The organism is Flavobacterium notoginsengisoli (genome assembly GCF_042686225.1).
In the GTDB taxonomy this organism is placed as follows: Bacteria; Bacteroidota; Bacteroidia; order Flavobacteriales; family Flavobacteriaceae; genus Flavobacterium; species Flavobacterium notoginsengisoli.
In genome coordinates this window covers 396418-420226 of sequence record NZ_JBHUOT010000004.1, presented here as the reverse complement: position 1 = coordinate 420226, position 23809 = coordinate 396418, and the positions used below count along the sequence as shown (strand labels likewise).

Here is a 23809-nt window from a genome sequence, read left to right as displayed (position 1 = left end):
GTTCTATTTTGTTTAGATATATAAAAATAAACTACTTTTTTATCTAAAAAGCGAAATCTGCTAAAAGTGTAAAAAGAAAAACACAAAAACAGCTTTTAAAAGCCATAATTGTGTCTAAATAAGTTTTTTGTACAAAATAATCTGTGCCTAAAGAAACAGGAAATTGACAAAGTAATACTGTGCTAACTGTTTACGAAAAGTTTATTAAGAACTAACAGGTTTTTAAAACCTGTTAGGTCTAATCAAATATCTAATTACGCATAAGTCTTATCAATCTGACTCAAAACAGTCGGATCCTGAATTTCATTGTCTTTGGCAAACAATAAAACTTTAGACATTACCTCAGCCGATTTCGGATCGTCGTCTGCAAATGGCAGGAACAAACGTCCTCTGTGTTGCGAATGAATTGGCAATATCGACAAATATTTACCCGGAACCTGATGCACAACAGCACTTCCTAAATGAACACTGTATTCTGCCAATTGTCCTTTTATAATGGCATGGTTTCCGGTAATTTCAACATTCTTAATTTTGAATAAACGCAATGTCTCTCTTAACAATACCGCTCTCATTTCGATAGAAGAATGACTTGCTTCCGGATCAACTCCGCCAACATGGGCAACGCTTACTACTAAATCAATGTCGCGCATTACTTCTGAGAAAATCCTCGGATTTATATCTTCAAAAGCAATGTTTTTATAATCTTTTAATGAATGGAATTCAATCGTTTCTAAAGTCGGACTTTCGACATCTGCGGGAGAAAACCAGTCTGCAAGAGCATACATTTTTACCTGATAGCCTTCTTTATGGAAAACTTTCTGTAAACCTTCTTCGTAATCTACTTTCCAGCCTCTTCCTTTTAATAATGCTAAAGTCTGATTTGGCTGAACCTGATGTCCTGCGTAACGTCTTGAAATTGATTTTTCTTTTAATTCATCTGGCGTTGGAACATACAATTCTCTGAAAATCTGTTTAAACGGTTGTTGCAGTTTATTGTCAAAACAATATTTCTGGAAATCTGTCCAAACGTTATTTTTATGCAAATCAAAACAATGTGCGATTCTAAAAGTCTGTTTTTCGTTTAACGAAATCATTTCTCCTAAAGCCGTTACCAGATTTCCATCTACATAAAAACCAATTTGATCTTCATTGGAAATAAAAACCAATTTCTCCAAATGTTTCGAAATAATCGGATGTTCAAAAAGGTTTTCCATTTCTGCGAATAAAAACTCATCTCCGCGAATCATACTTTCTTCCAGACCTTTTCTTGAACGTGTCCATTGCTCGCGCATCGTTTTGCGGTAATTCGTCAGTTCCAGAATTCCTTTGTCTTTTTTGTATTTCGGCGGAATCGATTTTAATTCTTTATCGCCTTTCAAAGTAACCAAATCGGCTTTTCCTTCTTTGTTGATGACCAAACTTATCGTTACATCATCTAACTTAACTTCCGTTTCTTTAGATAAAATATTCTGAATTTGTTTGGTTTCCATTGCCCAAGTCAAACGAACAGGATCCGGATAACCCGCATTTCTGGCCAAGTTTTCTAATGCCACACGAATCGCCAAAGCTTCGCTCGCCTGTTTCATCGAACCAAACTCTTTGCTTTCTTTTTTAAACTGCTGTAAATATTCGTAACGTGCCAAAATATCTTTCTCCGGACTTGCTTTGCTCAAAGGCACCAAACCGTAAACACGCAAATAATCCTGATCGCGTTTGTCTTTTACCTTTGCAGTTACTTCTCTGATTTTCAAATCGCCCGTGATCGTGTCTGCATACAAACGTGCACGACGATGTCCGTTTCCGTCGGTTACATATTTAGCCGATTCGTACAGCATTTCCCATTTGGCTTTGCCTAATTTTTTATATGCCGAAACGAACCAATCTTTGTCTACCGCTCCGTCTTTAAAATCCTGTAAATCGATAGAAGAGAATTTCGCCATTTCGCTTTCCAGTTCCGAGTTTACAGCACTGTAACTTGCCGTTTTAGTATGCGCATGGAACCACCAAATTCCTTCATCCAGTCCTTTCCAGTCTAAATAATTACTGATGAACTTTTGCCATTGCGGAGCATAAATAGCAGTCTGAATCAATCTTTCTTCTGAGATTTTGGCTTTTTTAACGGCTTCATTAAAAATTTGCTGTGTATCCGATTCTAACGGATAACATCTTTTCAGTAAATAACTGAATAGTTTTTGTTTTGTCAATTCGGTATAACTCCACGAATAAATATAGCCTTTGTACAAACTTGCTTTTCCAAGCGCCGTAAGCATTTCGACCAAACGATTAATGCCATAAATTTTCTGAAAACTCTGCACCAAAGGCGTAACCGAAGTGTTCGAATCGCCTCTTTTGACTTCGATATCCAAAAATGCTTCGCGGATTTTATCAATCATCGGAACTAAAAAAGGAAACGTTTTTAGCAATTCTTCACTTCCATAATGTCTGTAATGTTTACTTTCGCTGGTTAAAACCGAAATTCTTTCCGGTTCCAAAATACCTTCGTACAATTCGCCTTCGGTAATTAATTTTTGTTCAAAAGCGGTGCAGTATAAATGAATTGGCGGTTTGCAGTATGAAATATTTCTTTCCAATCCGTTGAGTTGTCGCCATCTGTAGAGATTCCATACTTTGTTTTCCTGTTCTGGGGTTAAATCGGCTAAACTGATTTTATTCAGATAAATATCAAAAAAGCCCTGATTCTGCCAGCCATTTCCACTATCCGAATTATAATAATATTGATCTTTTCCAGGTTTGTATTCAAACTCCAAAACAGATTGCGGAAGATCGGCATACAAAATCGTACAAGCATCAATCAAGAAATCTGTTTCTTCTTTAAAGTCATATTTTAGCTTTAAAGCATTCAAAATATTCAGAATCGCATTGTCCCAATCGTAACCTCTTTTGTTGGGGTGTGGTAATAATTCTTTGTAATAAAAAATATGTTTTTCGAGGAAATCACGCCAAACTTTTCGGTCGCAATTGCTTATCAGCGTTATTAAAAACAAATCTCTTTCGTCTAATCCTGAATCCTGAAACCAGCCTGACCAAACCTCATATAAAGGATAATTTTCAGCCAAAGCTTCCATGTCTTTTTCGTCTTTCAGATTTTTTAATGTTCTGAAAGTATTTCCAAGCAAAACCGTTTGTTTACTGTTATCGTAGTTTTCGATTTCGTATTCATAATTTCGGTTTTCTTCGAATAATTGATACAGTTTCGAAATTTCGATTTTAATATGAGATATCGATTTTGAAAAACCATATTGCTGTGCTTTTACCGCTTTTGAATACAAAGAATCCGAAGCTGGTTTTGGCAATTCATAAGCTGAGACATGATTTGGCGTAAAGAAACCGTATCCGTTTTCGGCGCTTAGAATATTTTTCTTTTGCGACGGTTCTAACTGCTCGATAAATTTGGTTTCTTTTTCGGTAATTTTTGGTCTTGCCGAATACGCTTTTACCCAATCGTTTACTTTATCAGTCAGTTTATTGTTTTTCTGCAATTGCAACATAATATCCAAAGCCGACATACGCTGTTCCATATCGCCTTTTTCTACAATGTTTTCTACAAAAGTGGCAATATTTTGATCTTCCTGTTTTAATAAAATCGACGTTAGGTTTTTCTTTAAATTGGAATTTTTACGTTTGTACAATTCCTGAAAAATTTCCAATTCGTCAGCTGTCAGTGTCAGATTGTTCAAGGTAGAAATTGCTGAAGCTACAAGCGATTCTCCCCTGTCTTTCAGAATTCTTAAAGCAAAACTTCTTTGGAAATCCGTTGGTGCTTTTTTCTCTTTTCCTTCATTACTTTTAAAACTGTAAAACGAATAACAGTAATAATCGCCCAGAATTTGACGCGTCAGTTTTTCTCTTAAATTGATAGAGAAACTTTCGAACTGATTTAAAATAAGTTCCAATCTATCGTTATGATCGCCAATTAAATTGATGGCCGACGAATACAAAGTATCTTTTTCGAATTTGGCATTCAGCCATGAAAATACTTTTCCTTCAAAAGTTTTTTCTTTTACCGTTATCGTCTGTGCGAGATTATAGACTTTATTGAAGAAATCCGGATAATCGGCATTTTGGATATAATATTTCGATTTGGTGTTGGCATCCAAAAGTGCGTTCATTCTTGGAACGGCAAATGCCAAAACCTGAAGATTTTCGTCGTCTAAAGCTTTAAAATAAAGAGGCATTTCGATATACGGATCATGCGTTTCTCCGGCAAATTTCAGCGCCAGACATTTCTTTTCTACCGAACCTTTTTCTAATAATTCGTGCAGAAACGGAACTGTTTTTTCAACATCTAAAACGCCCTGAACCCAAAGCGCCATATAGGCTTCGTTATTATTTTTACTGCGAATGCCTGTCGGAATGGTTTCCGGATTCGAAAAATACCCGTACGCCAAATCCAAAATATTACGAACCGTAGTTTCTTTTTCGGCATCCCAGCCTAAACCTGTCCACGTATCGATTGCCCTTACCACCGATGAAAAACGGCTTAGTTTATTGTCGATAATCACTTTGATCATGTATTGCAAAGCGCCGATACTGGTTTCGTCCAACGCTTCTAAAACCACCTGACGAAGTCCTTCCTGACGCTGTGCCGAAAGCAATAATTTTTCTACCAGTTCCCAGTTTTCTTTTTTCTCACTGTTTAAAAGCGCTTTGATGATATTTCGGGAAACTTTTCCCTGTGGCTCTTTATTGAAAATAATATCTTCAAACAGCTGATACAGATTCGCCTTATTCAAATCAAGTGCCGATGACCAAATCATGAATTGGTTATGCGAGTTTACGATCTCGGTATCATAACGAATCTGATCTTCCATACTCAAATTATAATAAACCGCTTTACTAGTTTGATAATCATACTTACTAACTCCTTTTATTAAAGACCCAAGAAAATTAACCTGATTGACCAGCAAATATTTTTTATGATTTGGTGCTCTAAAAGAGCGTCTGGAATAGCCCGTTTGATACATTTTTTGAGGCAATCTGTTCCAGGCTTCTTTTACATAAACCGCATTTTCTTCCCCGAAAAAGAAAACTAAAAGCTCGTAATAGTTTTTATCGTCCCAAAGGTTTTCTTTTATCAGTGCTCCAAACTTTTCGGCATCTTTTGAGCCTAAAGAAATATAGTAACCTTTATCCTCAAACTTAACCAGTTCGAGTCCTAACTCAGCGACTTCTTTTTTGAGTTTTGATCCGGAAAATAATTTCGTAACCAGATTACTGTTTACAATTTCTTCCAATTCTTTCTTGAATCTCTTAATCGGATTCTCGATTGCTTTACTTTTTAATAAATCTTCAATTGTCATGTTTTTTTATTTTAGATTTTAGACTGTAGATTTTAGATTCTGAAAAAGAACCTCAACATTGAATTTTTTAATTTTTAATTCTCAATTTTTAATTGACTTTTGCCATTGAAATTGACAATTAACGGATTAGTGCTTTATTTTTTAATTTCGTAATGTCCTTTTGCAGGCGAAAAACAATCTCCAGTTAAAGAACTGTTTGATTCTACCCATACAAGTTTGTTTTCATTTTCTTCATACCATTTCTTTAAATTATTTTGCAAATGGATTCTATTTTCGGTTTTTTCTCGTACATAATACCAATAAGCACAATAGCCACATTCTTCACTAACCTTTTGTCCTATCAACTCGAAAATTGGAATACCTTTTATTTTTTCATTAAGAATTACTAAAGATGCATCTGCAACTGTATATTCTCCGCCAAACATAGGAACATACACTTCCTTTAAAACAGTTTTGTCAGTCAATTTGTTAATTAAATCAGGGATATTTTTCTTTCCTTGTTTGACCAAATTCCAAAAAATTTCATCATTACAGTTTTGGATATATGGAATTTCTTTTATGTCTTTAATTTCACTTACAAGCAAGTCTTTTGCAAGCAAGTCTTTTGCGTTATAAAAATCGTTGGATTGTTTTTGCAATATAATTTTTGTTGTGTCACTTGTGAGAAGTGATAAATATTCAGTATCGCCATCGGTGCCTGTCGATTCATAGCGAATTTTAAAAGTTGAAATGGTGTCGGATTTATATCCATTTTTCATTAATCTTAGGTTGCAGATTATACCTTCAATTCTATTCAACTTAAAAAAACCGCTTTTATTTGTATATGTTTTCAGTGGATTAGATTCTGTATTTTCCTCAATTAAAACATCTGCGATTGGTTTTCCAAATTCATCGACAACGAACCCAGAATAATAGTCATTTACTTTCTGACTACACGAAAGAAACAAAACGCTAATTATAATTATACTGATGAAAGTTCTTTTTCTCATTTATTTTGTAATTCCTTGTATCTGTTTTAACGTGTGTTGGTTTAGCATTTCGCACAACAATTACCAATAGCTTCCCGCCAAGAACGTAAGTCTGATAAAAGTGATGGCTTTATTTTTAGATAAATCGATTTCCTCGCTTAAAGTTTCGAGCTGATCGTCGCCGTAGAAAACAGCATACAGACCGTCTTCGAAGGCGACTATGGCATTTTCCTGCGCTTTGGCCAAATCTACTTTATTGTGGTTATAAAGTGCGCCAAAACCTACTTTTCCGGTATCGGTTAAAATGGGGAGGTAATTTTCTTTTGGAAGATGGATTTTGTCTTCGTCCTCAAACTCGAAGGAAGAAGCATGGAATAATTGTACCTGATAATCTACAATCGATTCGATTAGTTTTTGGGTGGTAACGACAGGATTTTCTATAGACAACGCTATACTTTTTTCCTGAAGAAGCGGATGTTTTTTTCCTAATTGTTTAACTGAGATGCTTATATTCATCTTTAATCGGCTTTTATTTTGAGGCGGTAATGTAAGAATTTTAAATCAATTTATTCTTAAAATAATGTCTATTTAATGTTAAAAAAAATATTGGGAATAAACTCTTGAGCATAATTATTTTAAACACATAGAAACATAGTATTTCCTTACAGATAAAGGCATTTCACTAATTTAAATGCACATAGTTTAGCTATTTTCAAAGTTTTTTTCGTCGAGTTTGTCATTTCGACCGAAGGGAGAAATCTCCACAAGTAGCTCTACAAAGATTGGCGCTATACGTTACGGAGTTACTCGCGAAGATTTGCTTCGCCTGTTCGCTATCGCTCGGGTCTCTTCCGTCGAAATGACAAGATTGTGGAAACCATTGTCTATAATCTCTTTTATAAAATTACAAACCAATACTAAAAAAATACCCTGCAAATTGGTATTTGCAGGGTTTGGGTTTTTATTGGAAAAACTTTCGTTAATTGATTTGCGCTACAGTGATTTTTTCAAGGGTAACTTTGGCATCTCCTTCTCCAGTCTTTTTAATCACAATTTCGAAATTTACATCCGATTTAGATAAATCATCAGATATGTAATAAGAGAAATTTAGTTTAACTCCTGTTTCTGCCAATTCATGATTTTCTCCTGTTCCATGTTCATGACTTACGCCAAAGAAAGTCATCGTTCCAACATATTCATCTTCTTTACCAGGATAACGCAGATAGACTGTATAATAATCTTTAGGTTCTTTGTAAACTACAACATCTAAATTTAACACAATTCTGGAATTTACAGCAGTTTTAAAAGCTTTGTTGGTGTTTTGAGCAAAGTTTGAAGCTACTTTATGAGTAAAACCAGTACCTTCAATTGGCTTTCCAATTTTTTGCTCCCAGATTATTTTCTCTTTTGAATCCTGAAATGATACTAGCTTTTTTGCACTTTCTTTTGGCCCTTTAGCTGTCAGAACCGGAGCTTTAGATCCATAAAGCAGATTATCATATTTGTAATCCATATTAAAAACAATATCATAAACTTCTTTCATCGTATAACTAACTCTTTGACCCGTTGGAGTTATAAATTCATACGGCCATGGATTCGTTTGCAGTTGTTGTAAAGTTGGACGCTGTCCGTTGATAGAAACATCCCACGATTCCCAGATACGGTCAATCATACTGTGGTGTAACCAGAAAACCGGATCAAATCCTGCTGAAGGCACATTGGCCATTAACCCCGAATAATTTTGCAACTGATAAATTTCATTGTAATACGTTTCGGCTGGCTTAGCATATTCACCGCCAATAAGGTCGTGCATAAAACCATGCGGAGCTTGTTCCAGATTTTGGCTAAATCCGGCGGCGCCTGTAAACGAAGGATTCGTTTTTAATTCGTTCAGTGCTCGCTGTATTTCGTTTACCTGTCCCGGAAGAATCGGTTGTCCGTTGTTCAGAATGCCATATCTGGATGCGATATACAATGAACCCGATTTATCTCTAATTGGCTCAGCCATAACATTGTCGGCTGTAGTTGTACTTCCGTAATTCCAATACGGCAAAGCAAAATCTTTTTTGCCGGAAAGTTCACGAACAATTTTTTCCAGATGCCAGATATATAATCTGTGCCATAACAGGAAATGAAGTTTAGCACTCACTGTTTTATCGTGTGTACAATCGCTCCATGCCCATAACTTATCTTTAGATGTTTGATATTCCGGACATAAATTATTTTTTCCGTTGATGGTGTTCGGAATATTATGAATCGCTCCCTGATAATACCAGCTAAGGCCTTTTTCACAGCCCATTTCGCGCATTTTCTTAAAAGCCACATTCATGGCTTCCAGATCGGCTTTTGCTTCCGGAGTATTGGCATTCTTTCTAATGTATTGTACATTGCTGTTACTCTGACCAAAGCCGTAAATTGAAATCAAAATAATAAATAATAGGGTAATTTTTTTTCTCATTTTTTTAAGTTTTAGGTTAAATTTTATACTGATTTGTTATGGGGATTAAATTGCGTCGACTTCAAAAGTCAAAATCTGGGCATAATCGGGATTGGCTTTATCGTAGATTTTAAATTTTACAATGCCGTTTCCGGTTTTGCTGGACGGAATTACGTGTATGGCAATAAATCCCTGCTGATCGGCATTTAGTTTACTAAAAGCAGAACCTTTCGGGATTCCGATCTGGCAAGCGCCGTGCTGACACATCGAACAATCCCATTCTTTTGGAAAAGTATTCGAAACAGTTTCCCAAACCAGATAAATAGGCTGATTGGAAATGTTTTCGACTTTAATTTTAGAAATATCCAGTCGTTTGTTTTTGGATACACTTTCTTTATTGGTTGCATTTCCAACTACAGAAAATGTAGGTTTGGTCTGTGCCGAAGCAAAAGAAACAACCAAAAGAATGGCGAGATAAAAGAGCATTTTTTTCATGGGGCAATAGTTTAAATAATTAATAAAAAATCGGAATATCTATTTGGTGTCGTGTTTTTTTGGACTTGGGATCTATAACACGATATTTCATTTTTTCAGTATCCGAAACATTGCCTAAAAAAGCACTCAACTCAAGACATTCGCCCGGCTGAAGCCATATTTTATAGCCTTTAGGCAATTGCTTAAAACTTGTATTTTTTCCGAATAACAGTTCCAGCTTGGTTTGTGCGGGAAAAAAGATTTCGTTCTCATACAATCCTGCATTAACCAGACGAAACAGAAACGATTCCTGTTTAGCATCTAACGCTTGTAAACCTTTCGTTTTTGTAGTCATTTTTCCATTTATAAGAAAATAATCCGGTTTATAATCCGGAAGCACTACAGCTGTATTCGACGGATCGTATTCCGTTCCCATAATGGTATCGGTGTGCCATTGCGTATCGATTTCGGTACTGCACCAAAGTATTTCCCGGAGCGGTTTCGTCGTTAAAGAATCTTTGGGTCTAATCACAATTATACCAAACATTCCAGCCTGAAGATTAAAAGGATAATTTTCGGGGCTGTAGTATAAATAAGTGCCCGCTTTTTTTGCCTGAAAAGAATAAAAACCATGTTCCATATGATGAATGGATTCTTTGGTTTTCATGATTTGGTTTTCTTTGTCGCTTTGTGTAAAATCGATTGTTTTACTGTAGATAGAAATGGGATTTCCCTGTGAGATATTCCATAGATCAATGTTCAGGCTGTCGCCTTCCTGAATATCGATATAAGATCCAGGCAAAGTAATTTGCCCCGAAAGCGAATCGGCAAAACCAAAAGTTCTGATCACAGTATTGTCCAGTTCCAGCTTTCCTGTTGTTCTACCAATGATTAAACGTTCATTTTGAGAAAATAAAAAAGTGGTAACGAATAAAAAAGAAAATACCAGTGGGGCTTTGTATGTTTTCATTTCTAAACTTAAATCATTCGCTATCAAATTGTTTGATAGGACAATCCAAAATTAGAAGTAATAAAAATCACACAACAGCGTATAAATACGTGATTTTGTAGTAAAAGACTTAAAATAAAAAATCGCTCCTGATAATTGGAGCGATTTTTACAATTTTATAATTTCTATTGCGATAATTTACGATTGCTACTGCAAGCCTTATAAATCTGCTTCTCTGAAAATGGCGATAAGGCTTCTACCAGATTTCGGCTGGTTCTTAAACAGCTCAGTATTTTGTGCCTTAAATTGATATCGTCGCCAAACTCTGTATGCATTAATAGCTCGAAGATTTCCTGCAAATACAGGGGCTGTTCTTTGTAATCTCCCTCAAACAATTCGTCTGAAAGGAAATTAATTACGGATGGCACTACATCACGATGTGTTGGTTTTTGATTTTCTTTTTGCATAGTTCTGAAAATATTAAACACACGAAACCCACGATCGGTTGTGCAAAAACATTCCAAGGAATGAGATTAGGGCTATCACTAGCACCCTCAACGTAACGTGGGTTCGCTTATATTAAACTTAAAAATAATTTTTTAAGGATTTCTCCTTGGTGTAATGTTTTTGCTCTGCAAAGATATTATTTTATTTTAAAAATAAAGAAAAAACTTACTTTAAAAAAGACTTATACGTCATCAATATTAATTACGTTTTCTTCTCCAAACCACTCCACAGCTTTATCAATTGTAGAATTACTAGGAATATTATAAAAGACAGCTAAATTATCTTTTGCTCTAGTAGCACAAACATAAAATATTTTTTGAGTTCTTTCCAAAACACTTGACTTATCAGTTCGATTATTAAATAAATAATCAAAATTGTATTGATTCCAGTTTCCATTATCTAATACTACTAAAACATTATTAAATTCACTTCCTTTAGTTTTGTGTTGTGTTGAAAATGGAGTAAACCCTTCTAAATATTTGTACAAGCTAACAAATTCACTATAGAATATTTTTTTAACCCTATTGTAAACGTATTCATTCTTCTCTATAAAATTATCCAACCTATCATCTTTTAACACTAATTTCAACTCATCAGCCTCTGTAATAATATCTTCAATTGTTTTATCTTCTACATTAATAAGGCATTCAATTTTATCCCTAAGAGTTTTCTTGTCACTCAGACTTCGAATTTTAAATTGCACCTTCATTATAAATTCATTATACTCATTTTCCTGATATAACCTTATACAATTTTGAATCTTAAATAAATGTTTTAGCAAAGAATCTCTCTTTGAACCTTTGCTATTATCATCATCGTAATCTTGTTTTTTATCATCGGTTAAAACATCACTACTCAAGTAAATACCTTTAAATAGATTAAATGGATATTTTTTTGCATCGTTAAATAACTCTTGATTTTTATCAATAAACTCTTGAATTTGTGGAGTTCTTTTTTTATTAACTTTTTCAATAACATCACCAAATGTATCATCATCATTAATTACAAATTGTGGATTTTCTTTAATTTCTTTCAAAATAATATTCTTATAATCAATTATTCTATCTCGATTATATATTTCCATTAATCCTTCAAAACCAGCTTTCTTTGAAATTAAATTATGAGTTAAATTTAATTCTTTCGTTTTAATTATATCTGTAGATAAATTTTCAAAATCCCATTTTAAATAATCTTTTACCTTTTGTAAATCATCATGCTTTGAATAAAAGAATTTGATACTTCCATTTTTTACTTCTATCGGAGATATCATATTCGGTGCAGAAGGATCATTTGAATGTACTTGTATCAGTCCATCTGTACGTAACTTATTCGCTAATTCATAAATCAATCTAGGTGATCTTCGATTTTGTTCTTTTTTTACTTCTATTAATTGATTTTCTTTTTTACTTAAATAGGGAATAAGATTACCAATTCCATCATCATAAATGGATTGCATACTATCACCAAAAAAACCAATAATTGTTTTTTTTCTTGATTTATTAAAATGCTCTAGAAAAATTTTAACAACATTTTGATTAGTATCTTGATATTCGTCAATAAAAATAAATTTAAATCTATCTTTTACAATGTCGACTAATCTCGAATATTTACTAAACATATATTCAGCAATAATGAGCAATTCATCATGAGAAATTATACCTTCACGTAATCTAACATACTCTTTATACTGAATACCATCTTCTTCAAATTGTTGAAATGTTGGATTCTCTAAAATTATTTTTGTTTGCGATACATCATTCGATAAATCGATGATAGCCAACTTTAATTCTGTTTGAAAATTCTTAATATTATCCCATAAAAAATCATGAATTGTAGTTACATTTAAACTTTTGTGATTAACCCTATGCTCTATTTCTTTTACAGCTACATTAGTAAATGTCATACAAGCTATTTTTGCAAATGGATGCTCTTCTATAACTTGTCTAATAACCTGAACTAAAGAGTAAGTTTTGCCACTACCAGCACCGCCACTCAATAAAAAATTTTGTCCAGCATCAATTATTTCAAATATTTTCTGAATTTCTATTTCTAAATTTACTCTTCTCTCAACCATAATAACCCCTCTTTTATATATGCTGGAACTTTCCAATTACTATAACTACTGTCACTATTAAGTAATATATCAATAGCAAAAGAACCTTTACTATCAATACACTTTTCTGCTAAATCATAAGCATCTTTTGTAGTATCATAAAATAACGGCATGTTTTTCAATCCATTAAACTTACTTCTGTTTTTCTTTATGAAATCAATATTCTCTTTTATATTAAAGAATGCATCTTCAAAGCTTCTTGGACAATAGTCATTTACATCTTTAATCTGAAATGCTATTTTTAAGAAACCATCTTTATCATTAGTCCAAATCATTTTTTTTAAAAATCTCTTTTCTTCTGAAGATTTTAATAACAATTTCGAGAAATCTAAATCTGGAAAAAAGAACTTTAATGTTGGATTAGTTGTTCTTTCTCCTTCTTTAACACGACAACTAAAATCTGCCATTCTTTCCTTCCCTTTTTTTGTTTTCCTTATTTCTCCTTTGTGATCTCGAACAAAATCTCTTTTAACAGAATCTAAATCTGTTATAATCAAACTCTTTACACCTATAAAATTTATAAATCGCTCAAAAATATTTGCATAATTTCCAACTTCAATTATAGATATATTTTGAGAAAGTAGATCTAATTCATCAACTTTTAGAGGAATCTCTAAATCTATTTTTCTCATCATTGATGGCAACAAAATACGTTCTGTATCTCCTTCAATAAAAATAGCTTTATCTGCAAAAAATAGTTCGGATCTATTTAAAGTTAAATATTGCTTTAGAAATCTAAAATTTTGCTGTTCACCTGCATCAGAATATTCATTTTCTAAATCTCTTAAGTTTTTTGACTGTATACTATTTGGACTTTCTTTTTTTAAATATTTTATCGAATTAAATTCTTTACAATTTGAAACAATATGCGACGAATGTGTAGAGATTATATATTGCAATTTTTTATCTACACAACCTTTTTTTACAATCCCTTCATGTAATAATAATTTTATATTAGCAATAAAGACATACTGCATTTGTGGATGGGTGTGTGCTTCTGGCTCTTCAATAAACAATAAATTAATATCTGCTGGTTTTTCGTCTTTTCCTTTTTTAAATTCCTGTAACAGTATTTCAATTTCAAAAATCATACTTATAAGATTCATGTATCCTAACCCATTATAAAACTCTGGTAAAGAATTAAATTGATCGTGTTCATAAATTACAGTAGTATTTCCTTTAAGCAGTTCTCTTCTCTCTAATGACGATATAATTTTAATTATAGATTCTCCTTTTTTAATACCTCCAAATGTTTCAACTTTTCTAACAATATTATTAAATAATTTGCTATATACATTTGTTAAAGTCTCATCCGTTTCAATTAATGTTTCTTTAAATTCATTTATGCTTTTTATATCATCATCATTTTTTTCACTTCTATCATAAATTTGTGACGTTTGTGATGAAAGTGTTTTATCCGCCTCTTTATTTGTAACATTTCTCTTTGCACTTATATATTTGAAGTTTATTATATTTTTAATAGTAGTGCTATCTAAATCAATGAATTTCTTCTCTAATATAACATCATTCGTATAGTCATATTCGATAGATTTCTTTCTATAATCAAAATAATCCGAGCCATATAATTTAAAGAAATCGTCGAAACCTTTCTTCTTATAAGATTTCCGTATTTCAAGTGGTTTATCCGCTTCCTTCTTATTATATTCATTAAATTTTCTCTCTTCTTCAATATCAAATTTTTTAAAATCCATTCTTAATAACTGATATTTACTAAAATGTAAATAATAATCAAATCCTAATACCAAATTATTATTATTAGGATTTAAATCCATCATTAAACGAGAAATATTTTCGAAGTCATCTGAATCAGAATATGAAATTATTAGCCTTAAACTAATTCCTTTAATGTCATAATTAAATACATCTTCAATTAATTCAACAGGATCTTCAATTAATTTTTTGAGTTCTTCTTTATATAAAATATTAAAGTCTTCTGCAAGGATTTTTTTATTCTCCGATTGATTTATAAATTTATCTAAAACTGTAAGTATTGAAGTCTTTCCAGAATTATTCTTTCCTAATACAAGCGATAAATCACCTTCCAAGTCTAATTTTAAATTCTTTAAAAGTCTAAAATTCTTTATTAATATTGATTCTATTATCATAATTTCTATCTTAAAATTTTCTCACCAAAAAAAGTAAACCTTTAAACTCACAATCTAACTTATTATAATTTAATTGCATCACCAAAAATGCATAAAATCTTGAAGTTTTTTTTACGGTTTTCCATAATCAACCTAAATTATTAAACCATTCTTTAGTTTCATATATATATGTAAACAAAAAGCCCTTAAACCAAGTACAAACCCCTGATTTAAAAGCTTCAATTTTTTTACCACAATCCCGATAGCTATCCGGACTAAGACACAAAGTTTTTCAGTTTACTTATACAATTGTTCCCTAATTTCAATCAAAGTCTGAATCGCCTTTTCTTCATCTGGTTTTTCAGGAAGATTTGAAGTTAAATAATGACTTTCTATGGAAGCAATTAAATTATCTGCCTTTTCCAGTAAATCATCGTATTCTTTATTTCCCGCTTTTATAGCTAATAACTCTTCACGATTGGAAACTCTTATATTTAATTTTCCTGTAGAAAGAATTTGTTCAGCAGTTTGTAAAAGACGAATCGTATGCATCATGTTTTTGCTGTCGTAATTTTTGCCGTGTTGCTGGTTCGTATTGTAACGCTCTTCGTTTCGTTTTTCAATCCAGCTCCAGTATTCGGTATATTCTTTACAATATTTTGAATATCCGTCTTGGTTGCAGGATAAATAACCAATCCCCTTTTCCTTTTTTGGAATGGATGAAAGTGATACTTCATTAGAATTTTCTTTCTGGATAATTCCTTTATAACTTAAAGTTTTATTTTCGTCATAAAACATCGCAAACATTCCTTTTGAATTAGGAAGATTTACCAAACCAATCTGCTCTTGATTCCAATTGTTTTCTTGTAGAAATTCTAATAATGGAATAGTTTCATACCCTTTTAAAACATAACAAAAATCCAAAAGAATTTTCTTTTCCTTAGGCATTGGATTTACAATTTTCTTGTTTAAACCTCTCGCCTTTTTGATTTGCGTTACCGCATAACCTGCAAAAGAATCTTTACAAAGTTTAGATAAAAAATCTTCTATTTTTAAGTGTTCCATCAGTGGATGTTTGTACAATATACAATCTTCCGGAGAAGCCAAAATCTCTAAAATATTTGGATTATTTTTAAGCAATAATTCTACAAAACGACCAATTTCATAATAAACCTCGTCATTGGTTTCATTACTAATCTGCGGAATATAATCTAACCCAAAGAATTTTTCTTTTGGCAGATAATAAACACCTTTAATATCGGTATCTGATGTTGGCGTATTTAACCCAAAAGATTTACTTCCCGAAATAACTTCGAAAAGGATTAAATTTTGAGCTTTAAGGTTTTGGATCGTCATGGTTTATCAAATTATTTTGGAAAGTTGAAAACGGTATTCTTAAAAAACAAATCTAATTCTTCATTCATCTTCTTCCCGCTTTTCAACTTATTTGCATTTTCCTGATTGAATTTTACCGTTTCCAATAAGAAATCAGTTATTAGAACTTCTTTTGGATGCAGGTATTTTTCGTCTTGATTGGCTTTTATTTGTTGTAATTCCAGTATTTTTTCTTGTATGTTTTGTGGTGCAATGGGCAATAAATCTGCAAAAGCAACGGGCGGAAATGTATTGGTTTCTATAATCCATTTTCCGGCTAAGGCAGTTCGCAAGGCATAGAAATAACTTTTTAGTTTTACTTCTTCCATTTCACAAACTTCCATAAAGTTTTTTGTTGTTCCTAAATAGTGGTGCAAAATCGCGATTGGCGAAAAACATTCTGTGGCTATCTCACGCATTTGTTTTACAAAAACTTCATTTTCATAATACACAACAGGCGAGAACAGCCATTCCATCAAAGATGCACTGGATTTTGCTAATAACCTTACGGATTTACGTAAATCCCAGCCTGAACCGTCTAAATCATCTTTGGTCATAAATTCTATTACATCTGATTTTTCCCAAAGCGATAAATAATACTCTGGTTTGTGTTTGTATACAAAACGAATGTCATAATCGCTGTCTGGAGAAGCAAATCCCCAGGCACGGCTTCCGGATTCTACCGCAAAAAGTATTTCTACGTCTTTTTGTTTCTCTATTTCTTTTAATTTATTCAATATTTTTTCTTTCATGATGATTTTTTTTGCCACAAAGGCGCTAAGGCACTAAGTTTTTTTTTAATCTCGCAAAGACGCAGAGTCGCTAAGTTTTTTCTTTTTTGCCACCGATTAAAAGGATTAAAATGATTTTCAAAAATCTGTATTAAGTCAATTTTTATGAACTAATCTTTGAACCTTTGTCTCTCTGCAACTCTGAACCTAAAAAAATAAAGATGTGCAAGGACTCGAACCCGCAACCTCTTGCCTGATGAGCAAGTGCTCTTCCAATTGAGCTAACATCTTTTTTTATGATTTGGCCACCAAGGCACTAAGACGCGAAGTTTTTTTTAAGCTTTTAACCTTTGTACCTCTGAACCTGAAAAATAAAGGTGTGCAAGGACTCGAACCTGCATCCTCCTGTTTAGCAAACAGATGCTCTTCCAATTGAGCTAACACCTTTGTAGGATAGTTGAGACTCGAACCCAAAACTTTCCTGTGGTCGGAAATGTTTTTCCAATTAAACTACTATCCTAAATTTTTACCAATTGGCAACTTTATAATTTTTCAGCAGAACCCCAAAGATACTTTTTCCGTTGATTCCCTGAAATATTGGATCGAAAATTCTGCTGGCTCCATCTACAGAATCCAACGGCGGAACATATCCTTCTTCAAACTGTTTTTTGCGAAGACTTTCTTTTGCTCCCGTCGAAATCCAGCCCACATCTACGCTGGTCATATAAATCGAATCTTCTGCAAATTCTTTGGCCGAAGTCAACGTCATCATATTCAGCGCAGCCTTTGTCATATTGGTATGCGGATGAAATATCGTTTTATTCGTGTAACTAAAAATCCCTTCAGACGAGGTAACATTTATTATAAAACGTTCATTAAATTCTGAATTTAGAAACAACGGCTTTAGTTCTTTTATTAAAAAATAAGGTGCAATCTGATTGATTAGATTAACCTCAACTAATTCATACATACTGATTTCTTCCAGAGTCGAATTCCAGCTTGTTTTGTCTCTGCTGTCAACGGGTTGCCCAAAACGAGAAAGTGCAATTTCTGTGTGTTCTTCAAAACCATATTCTAAAGCTTTTATTTCTGCTGCAACTTGCGTTTTATTGGCAATCAATTTTTTATTTAATGAAAACTCACTCAGTAAATTTTCTTCTCTTTTAATTAACGGGAAATAATACTCATCTGGATATTTTATAGTCTGAGCCGCATTGTTTATTAAAATATCCAAAGTGTCAAATTTGGATTTATAAAAGGATACAAACTCATTAATGGCATTTAAATTTCTTAAATCCAAACCATAAACAATTAGATTATTTTCCCATTTCGTATAATCCTTTTCTTTTTTAAATTGTTCTAAAGCAAGCGCAGGAAAACGGGTTGTAAGCACCACATTTGCATGATTTCGCAATAACTTTAAAGCGGTTGCAAAACCTACTTTTACACGTCCGCCGGTTAAAATGACATTTCGGCCTTTTAAATCTATATTTTGAAAGCGCTTTTCATAATTTTCCTCCGCACATTCAGGACAAAGTCTGGTGTAAAAACTATGTGCCAACTTATAAGATCGATTGCAGGCATAACAATTTTTAGGCAGATTTAATTCCGTAAACTGCTGATCATCTGGGTTTTCTTTTTCTGCAAATAATGTTTCTCCATTTATAGCTTTTGAAACCAATGCAGCATTCAAACTCACTTGAAGATCTTCTTTTTTCTTTGAAGAATAACTTACACTGCGCAGATTCTTTTTAGCATTTTTGTGAATCTTTGTAATCAAACCCGCAAATAAATCATTATCTGGATTTTCAAACGGATCGTCTTTCAAAGCTTGTAAAACCTTTATACAGGTTTCCCATTCTTCATTGCTGAAAGTATATTTATTTTCTGTTTTCATTTTATTCCTCTAAAAAATCTTCTAAAAATCCTACGAACTGTTTTCCATCAGCAGACCAACGCATCCCCTGTCCGTTTTCTACTCTTATTTCGTAAACTAAACCATGTTTATAATGATAGAAAATATTCCACCATGTTTTATGATTTATCATATAATGAATGAGTTTTTCAACATTCTCTTTTTTCTGAATTGCATTTCCTTTCACTTCTCCAAAAATGCTGTCTTTTTTTCTTCCGACATGTTTTTCCCAAGCTCTTACAGCAATTGAAATTTCTTTATTGAAAGGTTCAAAACAGCTTTCTAAAAGAATTTCTCTTAAAGGAGGAATTCCTGTTTCATCACGTCTGCTTGCCGATGTTAGGCGCTGTCCTAAAATAAGCAAAATAATTTCGAAAGGTGTTTTTTCAAAAGCCTCAATCAAACTGTTTTTTAATCCTTCTGAATTGTTTTCCAAATTTTCTAAAACGGCTTTAAAACAAAAAACAGCATCTTGCAATGAAATTATAATTTCCTCTTTGAAATAAGGAAGCCTCGAAACTTCAGCTTTCTGACTGTAGTATGAAATCAGATTTTCTGAAAAAAGCTCCAGATTTTCATCTGTTAGAAACAAAGCGTATTTTTCTTTCCATTCTTTACTTAAATCTGGAATCACCGCTTTTATTTCATTAAAAAGAACATTCGATTTCATTTTATTCCAAACAGATTACATTTTCATTTACAGTCGTTTGCGACAAAACATATTTCATCAAATTAAAATTCGACGATGCATTGTCCAAAATCCAGGCATCAGAAGTCACAGCAATCCAATTACTTTCTGCAATAACTTTATCTGGATTATAAACCAGTTCAACTTTCCAATCATATTGATTGTCTAAGGCAATTTCTTCAATCATCTTTTTCAATCTGCCACTATTTGAAACCGGTTTATCGAAAAACCAATGAATCGTTTTTATTTTTTCTTTTTTATAGAAATCAGCAATTATTTCTATTGCCGGTGATGTTTGTTTCACTCTCTTATAAGTTCCGTGAACACTTGACAAATCCCGAATAAAACCATCTTGTCCTTTAAAAACATAAGCGTTTGACAAAATACTTTCTAATAAAATCAAAGCATTAAAACCATCTATCGCAATTTCTTTTCCTTCTAATTCCTGACTTTGAATTTCTTTAGATTGTCGATTTTCAATTTGACTTTGAGAGGCACTCATTCCGCGAACGGCTTGTTGCTGTCGGGAATTTAAACGATATCGGTTGCCGACTAAAGCTAATGTTGCTTTTTCTCCATAACCTCTGCTCAGGAAATAAGACAAATCTGTTACGGCTTCTTTTAGTTTTAACTGTATTTTCTCCGTTCCGAATAAAGTATCGTCACTTGCTTCTTTTCCTCGGTTTTTTAAATCTGTCATATTGCTAATTTATAAAACATATTACGGTTTTGAACAAAATTATACCTAACAGGTTTCTAAAACCTGTTAGGAAAACAAACCTAAATCCCAAAAAAGCTTTTAGAATTTCGAGTCGTTTCCTCCACTACTTTAGCTAAAGTAATTCCTTTAAACTGTGCAATTGTTCCGGCCACATACGGCAGAAAAGCAGGTTCGCAACGACGTTCGTGGTATTTCTTTAGGAGACTGTTCGGGACATTTTTAGGAAGCATAAACGGCGCATCGGTTTCAATCATCATTCGGTCGAGCGGTACGTACTGAATGACTTCTTTTAAATGGCTGAAACGCTTGGCATCTGAAATCGCTCCCGTAAAACCCAGATAAAATCCGTTATCGAGATAGGTTTTGGCTTCTTGCAAAGTTCCCGTAAAACAATGCACAACGGCTTTTGGCAATTGCGGTAAATAGTCTTTGGTGATATTCATAAAAGAACTAAAAGCGCTTCTTTCGTGCAAAAACAAAGGTTTTTGAATTTCAATCGCCAATTCTAATTGAGCTTTATAACATTCTTCTTGTTTGTTTCGGGGCGAAAAATCACGATCAAAATCGAGTCCGCATTCGCCAACGGAAACTACGTGTTTCAGTTCTAATAATTTCCTGAGTTTCGAAATACTCTGCGCATCGAAACTCTTCGCATCATGCGGATGTATTCCCGCCGTAGCATACAACACGCCCGGATACTGCCTCGCAATCTTTGCAGATTCTTCGCTGTTTCGTACGCTGGTGCCTGTGAGTATCATTTGCGATACGTCGGCGTCGAGCGCGTCTTGTACGACATCGTCTATGTCGTTTTGGAATTGTTTGTTGGTTAGGTTGATTCCTATGTCTATGTAATTCATTTTTTTTAAAGTTGCTAAGGTTCTGAGAGGCTAAGGTGCTAAGTTTTTTTTCCTCTCTGTTGCCTTAAATTATTATTTTTTGCCACTAAGGCGCTAGGGCACAAAGATTTTTTATTCTTTACGCTAATTATTATTTTATTAATCTCGCAAAGGCGCAGAGTCGCTAAGTTTTTTTTTACGCAGATTTTAAAAGATTTAAGCAGATGTTCGCAGATTATTTATAAAAAATCATTTTAAATCTGCGTGAAAAAATATTTAACCACACCGTTTGTCATCCTGAGGAACGAAGGATCACATCCAATATTCCTCAAAGAGAATCCCAATCTTTGCAGAGTTTCTAGTGTGATCCTTCGTTCCTCAGGATGACAAAATAAAAGTAAAACTTTGCGAACCTCTATGTCATTCTTGACGAATCTGTGTGATAAAATCCAAACCTAAAAATCTCCGTAATAAACCTGAAAACAAGGCAATTTTAAGTCATTTCTCCAGGTATCCACTACTTGATTTCTATCGTCTAAAACAAATTCTACAAAGTATTTATCTTTGATGGATTCGTTATAGATTTCGGTTTTGACGATCGAATCTTTTCGGCTGTCTTTGGTTTTACGCATGATCAAGTCGTCGTATTCAATTTCGTGTTTTTCAAGGAAACGCAAGGTTGGTTCTTTGTATCGGTCTTCTCTTCCCGAAACCAAAAGTATTTGATATCCTAATTTCTTGTAATTTCGCAACACATTTGCTACCGGATTATTGAGCTCATCTTCATCACATTTGCTGGCATCAAACGGATTTCTTCCGTTCATTAGTGCAAGCGTTCCATCAAGATCGCAGATAATTGCTTTTGGCAAATCTGGGTTTTGGTCGCAGTATTCCAGGTTTTTTTCCACTTTTTTTATCGGACTAAAATCAAATTTTTCTTTGGTTTTCTGCAATTGGTAATACATGTTTTCGATTACCTTTTTTGGCACTTTTCGGTCTCTTTTGTTATTTCGGCTAAAAAGTTCTTCCAATGGCAAATCAAACATTTTGAATTCGATATTGGCCATTTCTGAAAATTCAGTTACTGGCTGTTTTAAGTATTCTGCCTTAACATTACAGGTATCCAAAATCACATTCCATCCGTTTGAAAGCAGGGTTTTGGTCTGGACATTGATAATTTTCGAAATCATATTTTCAACTGATGGATCCATCACTTCCTGAAATTGAGAAAACCTGATTTCATCACGACTAATTCGCATGGTTTTGGCTTCAGTTCTCACTTTCCATTCTGCAAACGTACTTTTTCCTGATGCCGGACAACCGACTAATATCGTTAATGTTGGTATCTTTTTCATTTTATTTTATTTTTAAGTCGTAAAGTCCAAAGTCTAAAGTCATAAAGTCTGGCAAAAAACAGTACAAAATTAATATTGACAATGTCTTTCGACTTGCAACTTATGACTTTTAACTTGATAACTTAATTTATAATCTTGGATCTAATGTTTTTTCTATTTCTTCATTATTGATTCTCTTCAAAAGAAGCAAACGCATTAAATAATTTTCTTCTCCTAAATCTTTATAAGGAATCTGAAGCATTTTCTGGTTGATTTCCCAGCCGTTTATAGACTGTTCCAGCTTCTTTTTTACGTTTCTTTTATCCAAATAATAATCAAAATCTTGATGGAAATTCACTCCGTAAATCATCGTCAGGTAATTGTTGTTTCTGACTTTAAAACACGGTGGCAAACCTTTAATGTAATTCTGAACTGGCTTAATCATGATTCCTTCTTCGTTTGCTTCTGTCAGTTTTTCGAAAAAAGCATACATTTCTTTTAGCTTTTCTTCTTTATTGGAAGCTGTAATTTCCAAATGCAAAAACGGATCATCGTTAATCATTTTATAAGTCAAATTGCTGTTTAGCATTATTTCCTCGCCCGAAATTTTTACTTCTTTTAAAATCGTAAACGGTTTAAAACAAATTTCGCCTTCTGTTCCAAAAGTATCAATCTGATTTTTGAACACGTTTAATGACTCTTGTTGTTTATTCAAATCCGGAATTTTTACTGCCTGCAAAGCATCATACTGACGGATAATATGCATTTTGTGCTTGCCTGCGAATTCCTTTCTCGAAAGTTGTTTTTTATCTGAAACATACGCTGTAAAGTCCTGATCTTTTTTGACATTGCTTAATTTTTCAATCAATCCCGAATCTTTTAAATAAGAATTGTATGTCTGCAAAGCCTCATAATAACCTATAAATTCTTTTTCGATTAATCCAGCTCCCAAAACTTTCCATGGCAACAATTCAGAGGCAATCAAAAGAGTTTCGAATTCAGGGAAATCAATTAGCATTTTGGCATGTAAATCTTTCAGGCTATCAATCGCTTTTTCAATGTCAATATGATCTATTTTGTGGCCATTTCTCGAAACGAAATAGGTTTCTTCAATATTTCTTTTTAGATAAATGGTGCAGTACGAACCCATGTATTTCTTTTGAACTACAAATTCGGTAACACCGTTTTCCATATAATACTGAATCGCTGTTTCGATGCTTTCAATCTCGTTTTTTTCCTTATTTTTTGGCGCAGGCGAAATGGTTGGCGAAAAATCATTGATTTTATTTTGACAAAACCACTCTATTCTGTTTCTTACTTTATAGTCTAACATTTT

At 33.1% G+C, this 23809-nt stretch carries 17 protein-coding genes and 3 tRNA genes; all 20 read right to left on the bottom strand.

The genetic code is table 11. The features are described 5' to 3' along the window. Positions 1–254: 254 nt before the first annotated feature. The 20 genes from ACFS3A_RS12230 to ACFS3A_RS12135 all read right to left on the bottom strand — a co-directional run bounded on the left by ACFS3A_RS12230 (position 255) and on the right by ACFS3A_RS12135 (position 23806). Positions 255–5321 (bottom strand): DUF4132 domain-containing protein, encoded by a 5067-nt coding sequence (locus ACFS3A_RS12230; protein WP_379825808.1) that lies wholly within the window; start codon positions 5319–5321, stop codon positions 255–257. 134 nt (positions 5322–5455) lie between these two features. Beyond that, positions 5456–6310, bottom strand: coding sequence for a carboxypeptidase-like regulatory domain-containing protein (locus ACFS3A_RS12225; RefSeq protein WP_379825807.1), 855 nt, complete (start codon positions 6308–6310; stop codon positions 5456–5458). Between the two features lie 60 nt (positions 6311–6370). Further along, complete coding sequence (locus ACFS3A_RS12220; protein WP_379825805.1) at positions 6371–6805, bottom strand: hypothetical protein; 435 nt, start codon at positions 6803–6805, stop codon at positions 6371–6373. 463 nt (positions 6806–7268) lie between these two features. Continuing rightward, the gene (locus ACFS3A_RS12215) at positions 7269–8747 is read right to left on the bottom strand and encodes a tyrosinase family protein (RefSeq protein WP_379825804.1); all 1479 of its coding nucleotides are present in this window, start codon (positions 8745–8747) and stop codon (positions 7269–7271) included. Between the two features lie 45 nt (positions 8748–8792). Continuing rightward, entirely contained in the window at positions 8793–9221 is a 429-nt protein-coding gene (locus ACFS3A_RS12210) for a hypothetical protein (RefSeq protein ID WP_379825803.1), read from the bottom strand. A gap of 19 nt (positions 9222–9240) precedes the next feature. Continuing rightward, entirely contained in the window at positions 9241–10170 is a 930-nt protein-coding gene (locus tag ACFS3A_RS12205; protein ID WP_379825800.1) for a multicopper oxidase domain-containing protein, read from the bottom strand. Between the two features lie 164 nt (positions 10171–10334). Further along, positions 10335–10616, bottom strand: coding sequence for a hypothetical protein (locus tag ACFS3A_RS12200; RefSeq protein ID WP_379825799.1), 282 nt, complete (start codon positions 10614–10616; stop codon positions 10335–10337). A gap of 221 nt (positions 10617–10837) precedes the next feature. Then, positions 10838–12730, bottom strand: coding sequence for a UvrD-helicase domain-containing protein (locus tag ACFS3A_RS12195; protein WP_379825797.1), 1893 nt, complete (start codon positions 12728–12730; stop codon positions 10838–10840). Then, entirely contained in the window at positions 12712–14895 is a 2184-nt protein-coding gene (locus ACFS3A_RS12190; RefSeq protein WP_379825796.1) for an AAA family ATPase, read from the bottom strand. The genes ACFS3A_RS12195 and ACFS3A_RS12190 overlap by 19 nt, the downstream gene beginning before the upstream one ends. Positions 14896–15171: 276 nt before the next feature. Continuing rightward, entirely contained in the window at positions 15172–16230 is a 1059-nt protein-coding gene (locus tag ACFS3A_RS12185; RefSeq protein WP_379825795.1) for a nucleotidyltransferase domain-containing protein, read from the bottom strand. An 11-nt stretch (positions 16231–16241) separates the two neighbouring features. Then, on the bottom strand, positions 16242–17000 hold the full coding sequence (locus ACFS3A_RS12180; protein WP_379825794.1) for a nucleotidyltransferase domain-containing protein: 759 nt from the start codon (positions 16998–17000) through the stop codon (positions 16242–16244). Between the two features lie 196 nt (positions 17001–17196). Beyond that, positions 17197–17270, bottom strand: a tRNA-Asp gene (locus ACFS3A_RS12175). An 82-nt stretch (positions 17271–17352) separates the two neighbouring features. Further along, positions 17353–17426, bottom strand: a tRNA-Ser gene (locus tag ACFS3A_RS12170). A 2-nt stretch (positions 17427–17428) separates the two neighbouring features. After that, positions 17429–17499: transfer RNA gene (locus ACFS3A_RS12165), tRNA-OTHER, on the bottom strand. A gap of 6 nt (positions 17500–17505) precedes the next feature. After that, entirely contained in the window at positions 17506–18876 is a 1371-nt protein-coding gene (locus ACFS3A_RS12160) for an SDR family NAD(P)-dependent oxidoreductase (protein WP_379825792.1), read from the bottom strand. A 1-nt stretch (position 18877) separates the two neighbouring features. Continuing rightward, positions 18878–19564: a hypothetical protein gene (locus tag ACFS3A_RS12155; protein ID WP_379825790.1), complete on the bottom strand. Its 687-nt coding sequence runs from the start codon at positions 19562–19564 to the stop codon at positions 18878–18880. Between the two features lies 1 nt (position 19565). Beyond that, positions 19566–20282: a DUF434 domain-containing protein gene (locus ACFS3A_RS12150; RefSeq protein ID WP_379825789.1), complete on the bottom strand. Its 717-nt coding sequence runs from the start codon at positions 20280–20282 to the stop codon at positions 19566–19568. A gap of 80 nt (positions 20283–20362) precedes the next feature. Next, positions 20363–21160 (bottom strand): TatD family hydrolase, encoded by a 798-nt coding sequence (locus ACFS3A_RS12145; protein ID WP_379825787.1) that lies wholly within the window; start codon positions 21158–21160, stop codon positions 20363–20365. 434 nt (positions 21161–21594) lie between these two features. Continuing rightward, positions 21595–22494 (bottom strand): phosphatase domain-containing protein, encoded by a 900-nt coding sequence (locus ACFS3A_RS12140; protein ID WP_379825786.1) that lies wholly within the window; start codon positions 22492–22494, stop codon positions 21595–21597. Positions 22495–22621: 127 nt separating this feature from the next. Next, the gene (locus tag ACFS3A_RS12135; protein WP_379825784.1) at positions 22622–23806 is read right to left on the bottom strand and encodes a hypothetical protein; all 1185 of its coding nucleotides are present in this window, start codon (positions 23804–23806) and stop codon (positions 22622–22624) included. Between the last annotated feature and the right edge of the window lie 3 nt (positions 23807–23809).

Excerpts from the sequence above, each read along its gene's own strand:
- ACFS3A_RS12230 (WP_379825808.1), bottom strand. The coding sequence starts at position 5,321 with ATGACAATTGAAGATTTATTAAAAAGTAAAGCAATCGAGAATCCGATT.
- ACFS3A_RS12225 (WP_379825807.1), bottom strand. The coding sequence starts at position 6,310 with ATGAGAAAAAGAACTTTCATCAGTATAATTATAATTAGCGTTTTGTTT.
- ACFS3A_RS12220 (WP_379825805.1), bottom strand. The coding sequence starts at position 6,805 with ATGAATATAAGCATCTCAGTTAAACAATTAGGAAAAAAACATCCGCTT.
- ACFS3A_RS12215 (WP_379825804.1), bottom strand. The coding sequence starts at position 8,747 with ATGAGAAAAAAAATTACCCTATTATTTATTATTTTGATTTCAATTTAC.
- ACFS3A_RS12210 (WP_379825803.1), bottom strand. The coding sequence starts at position 9,221 with ATGAAAAAAATGCTCTTTTATCTCGCCATTCTTTTGGTTGTTTCTTTT.
- ACFS3A_RS12205 (WP_379825800.1), bottom strand. The coding sequence starts at position 10,170 with ATGAAAACATACAAAGCCCCACTGGTATTTTCTTTTTTATTCGTTACC.
- ACFS3A_RS12200 (WP_379825799.1), bottom strand. The coding sequence starts at position 10,616 with ATGCAAAAAGAAAATCAAAAACCAACACATCGTGATGTAGTGCCATCC.
- ACFS3A_RS12195 (WP_379825797.1), bottom strand. The coding sequence starts at position 12,730 with ATGGTTGAGAGAAGAGTAAATTTAGAAATAGAAATTCAGAAAATATTT.
- ACFS3A_RS12190 (WP_379825796.1), bottom strand. The coding sequence starts at position 14,895 with ATGATAATAGAATCAATATTAATAAAGAATTTTAGACTTTTAAAGAAT.
- ACFS3A_RS12185 (WP_379825795.1), bottom strand. The coding sequence starts at position 16,230 with ATGACGATCCAAAACCTTAAAGCTCAAAATTTAATCCTTTTCGAAGTT.
- ACFS3A_RS12180 (WP_379825794.1), bottom strand. The coding sequence starts at position 17,000 with ATGAAAGAAAAAATATTGAATAAATTAAAAGAAATAGAGAAACAAAAA.
- ACFS3A_RS12160 (WP_379825792.1), bottom strand. The coding sequence starts at position 18,876 with ATGAAAACAGAAAATAAATATACTTTCAGCAATGAAGAATGGGAAACC.
- ACFS3A_RS12155 (WP_379825790.1), bottom strand. The coding sequence starts at position 19,564 with ATGAAATCGAATGTTCTTTTTAATGAAATAAAAGCGGTGATTCCAGAT.
- ACFS3A_RS12150 (WP_379825789.1), bottom strand. The coding sequence starts at position 20,282 with ATGACAGATTTAAAAAACCGAGGAAAAGAAGCAAGTGACGATACTTTA.
- ACFS3A_RS12145 (WP_379825787.1), bottom strand. The coding sequence starts at position 21,160 with ATGAATTACATAGACATAGGAATCAACCTAACCAACAAACAATTCCAA.
- ACFS3A_RS12140 (WP_379825786.1), bottom strand. The coding sequence starts at position 22,494 with ATGAAAAAGATACCAACATTAACGATATTAGTCGGTTGTCCGGCATCA.
- ACFS3A_RS12135 (WP_379825784.1), bottom strand. The coding sequence starts at position 23,806 with ATGTTAGACTATAAAGTAAGAAACAGAATAGAGTGGTTTTGTCAAAAT.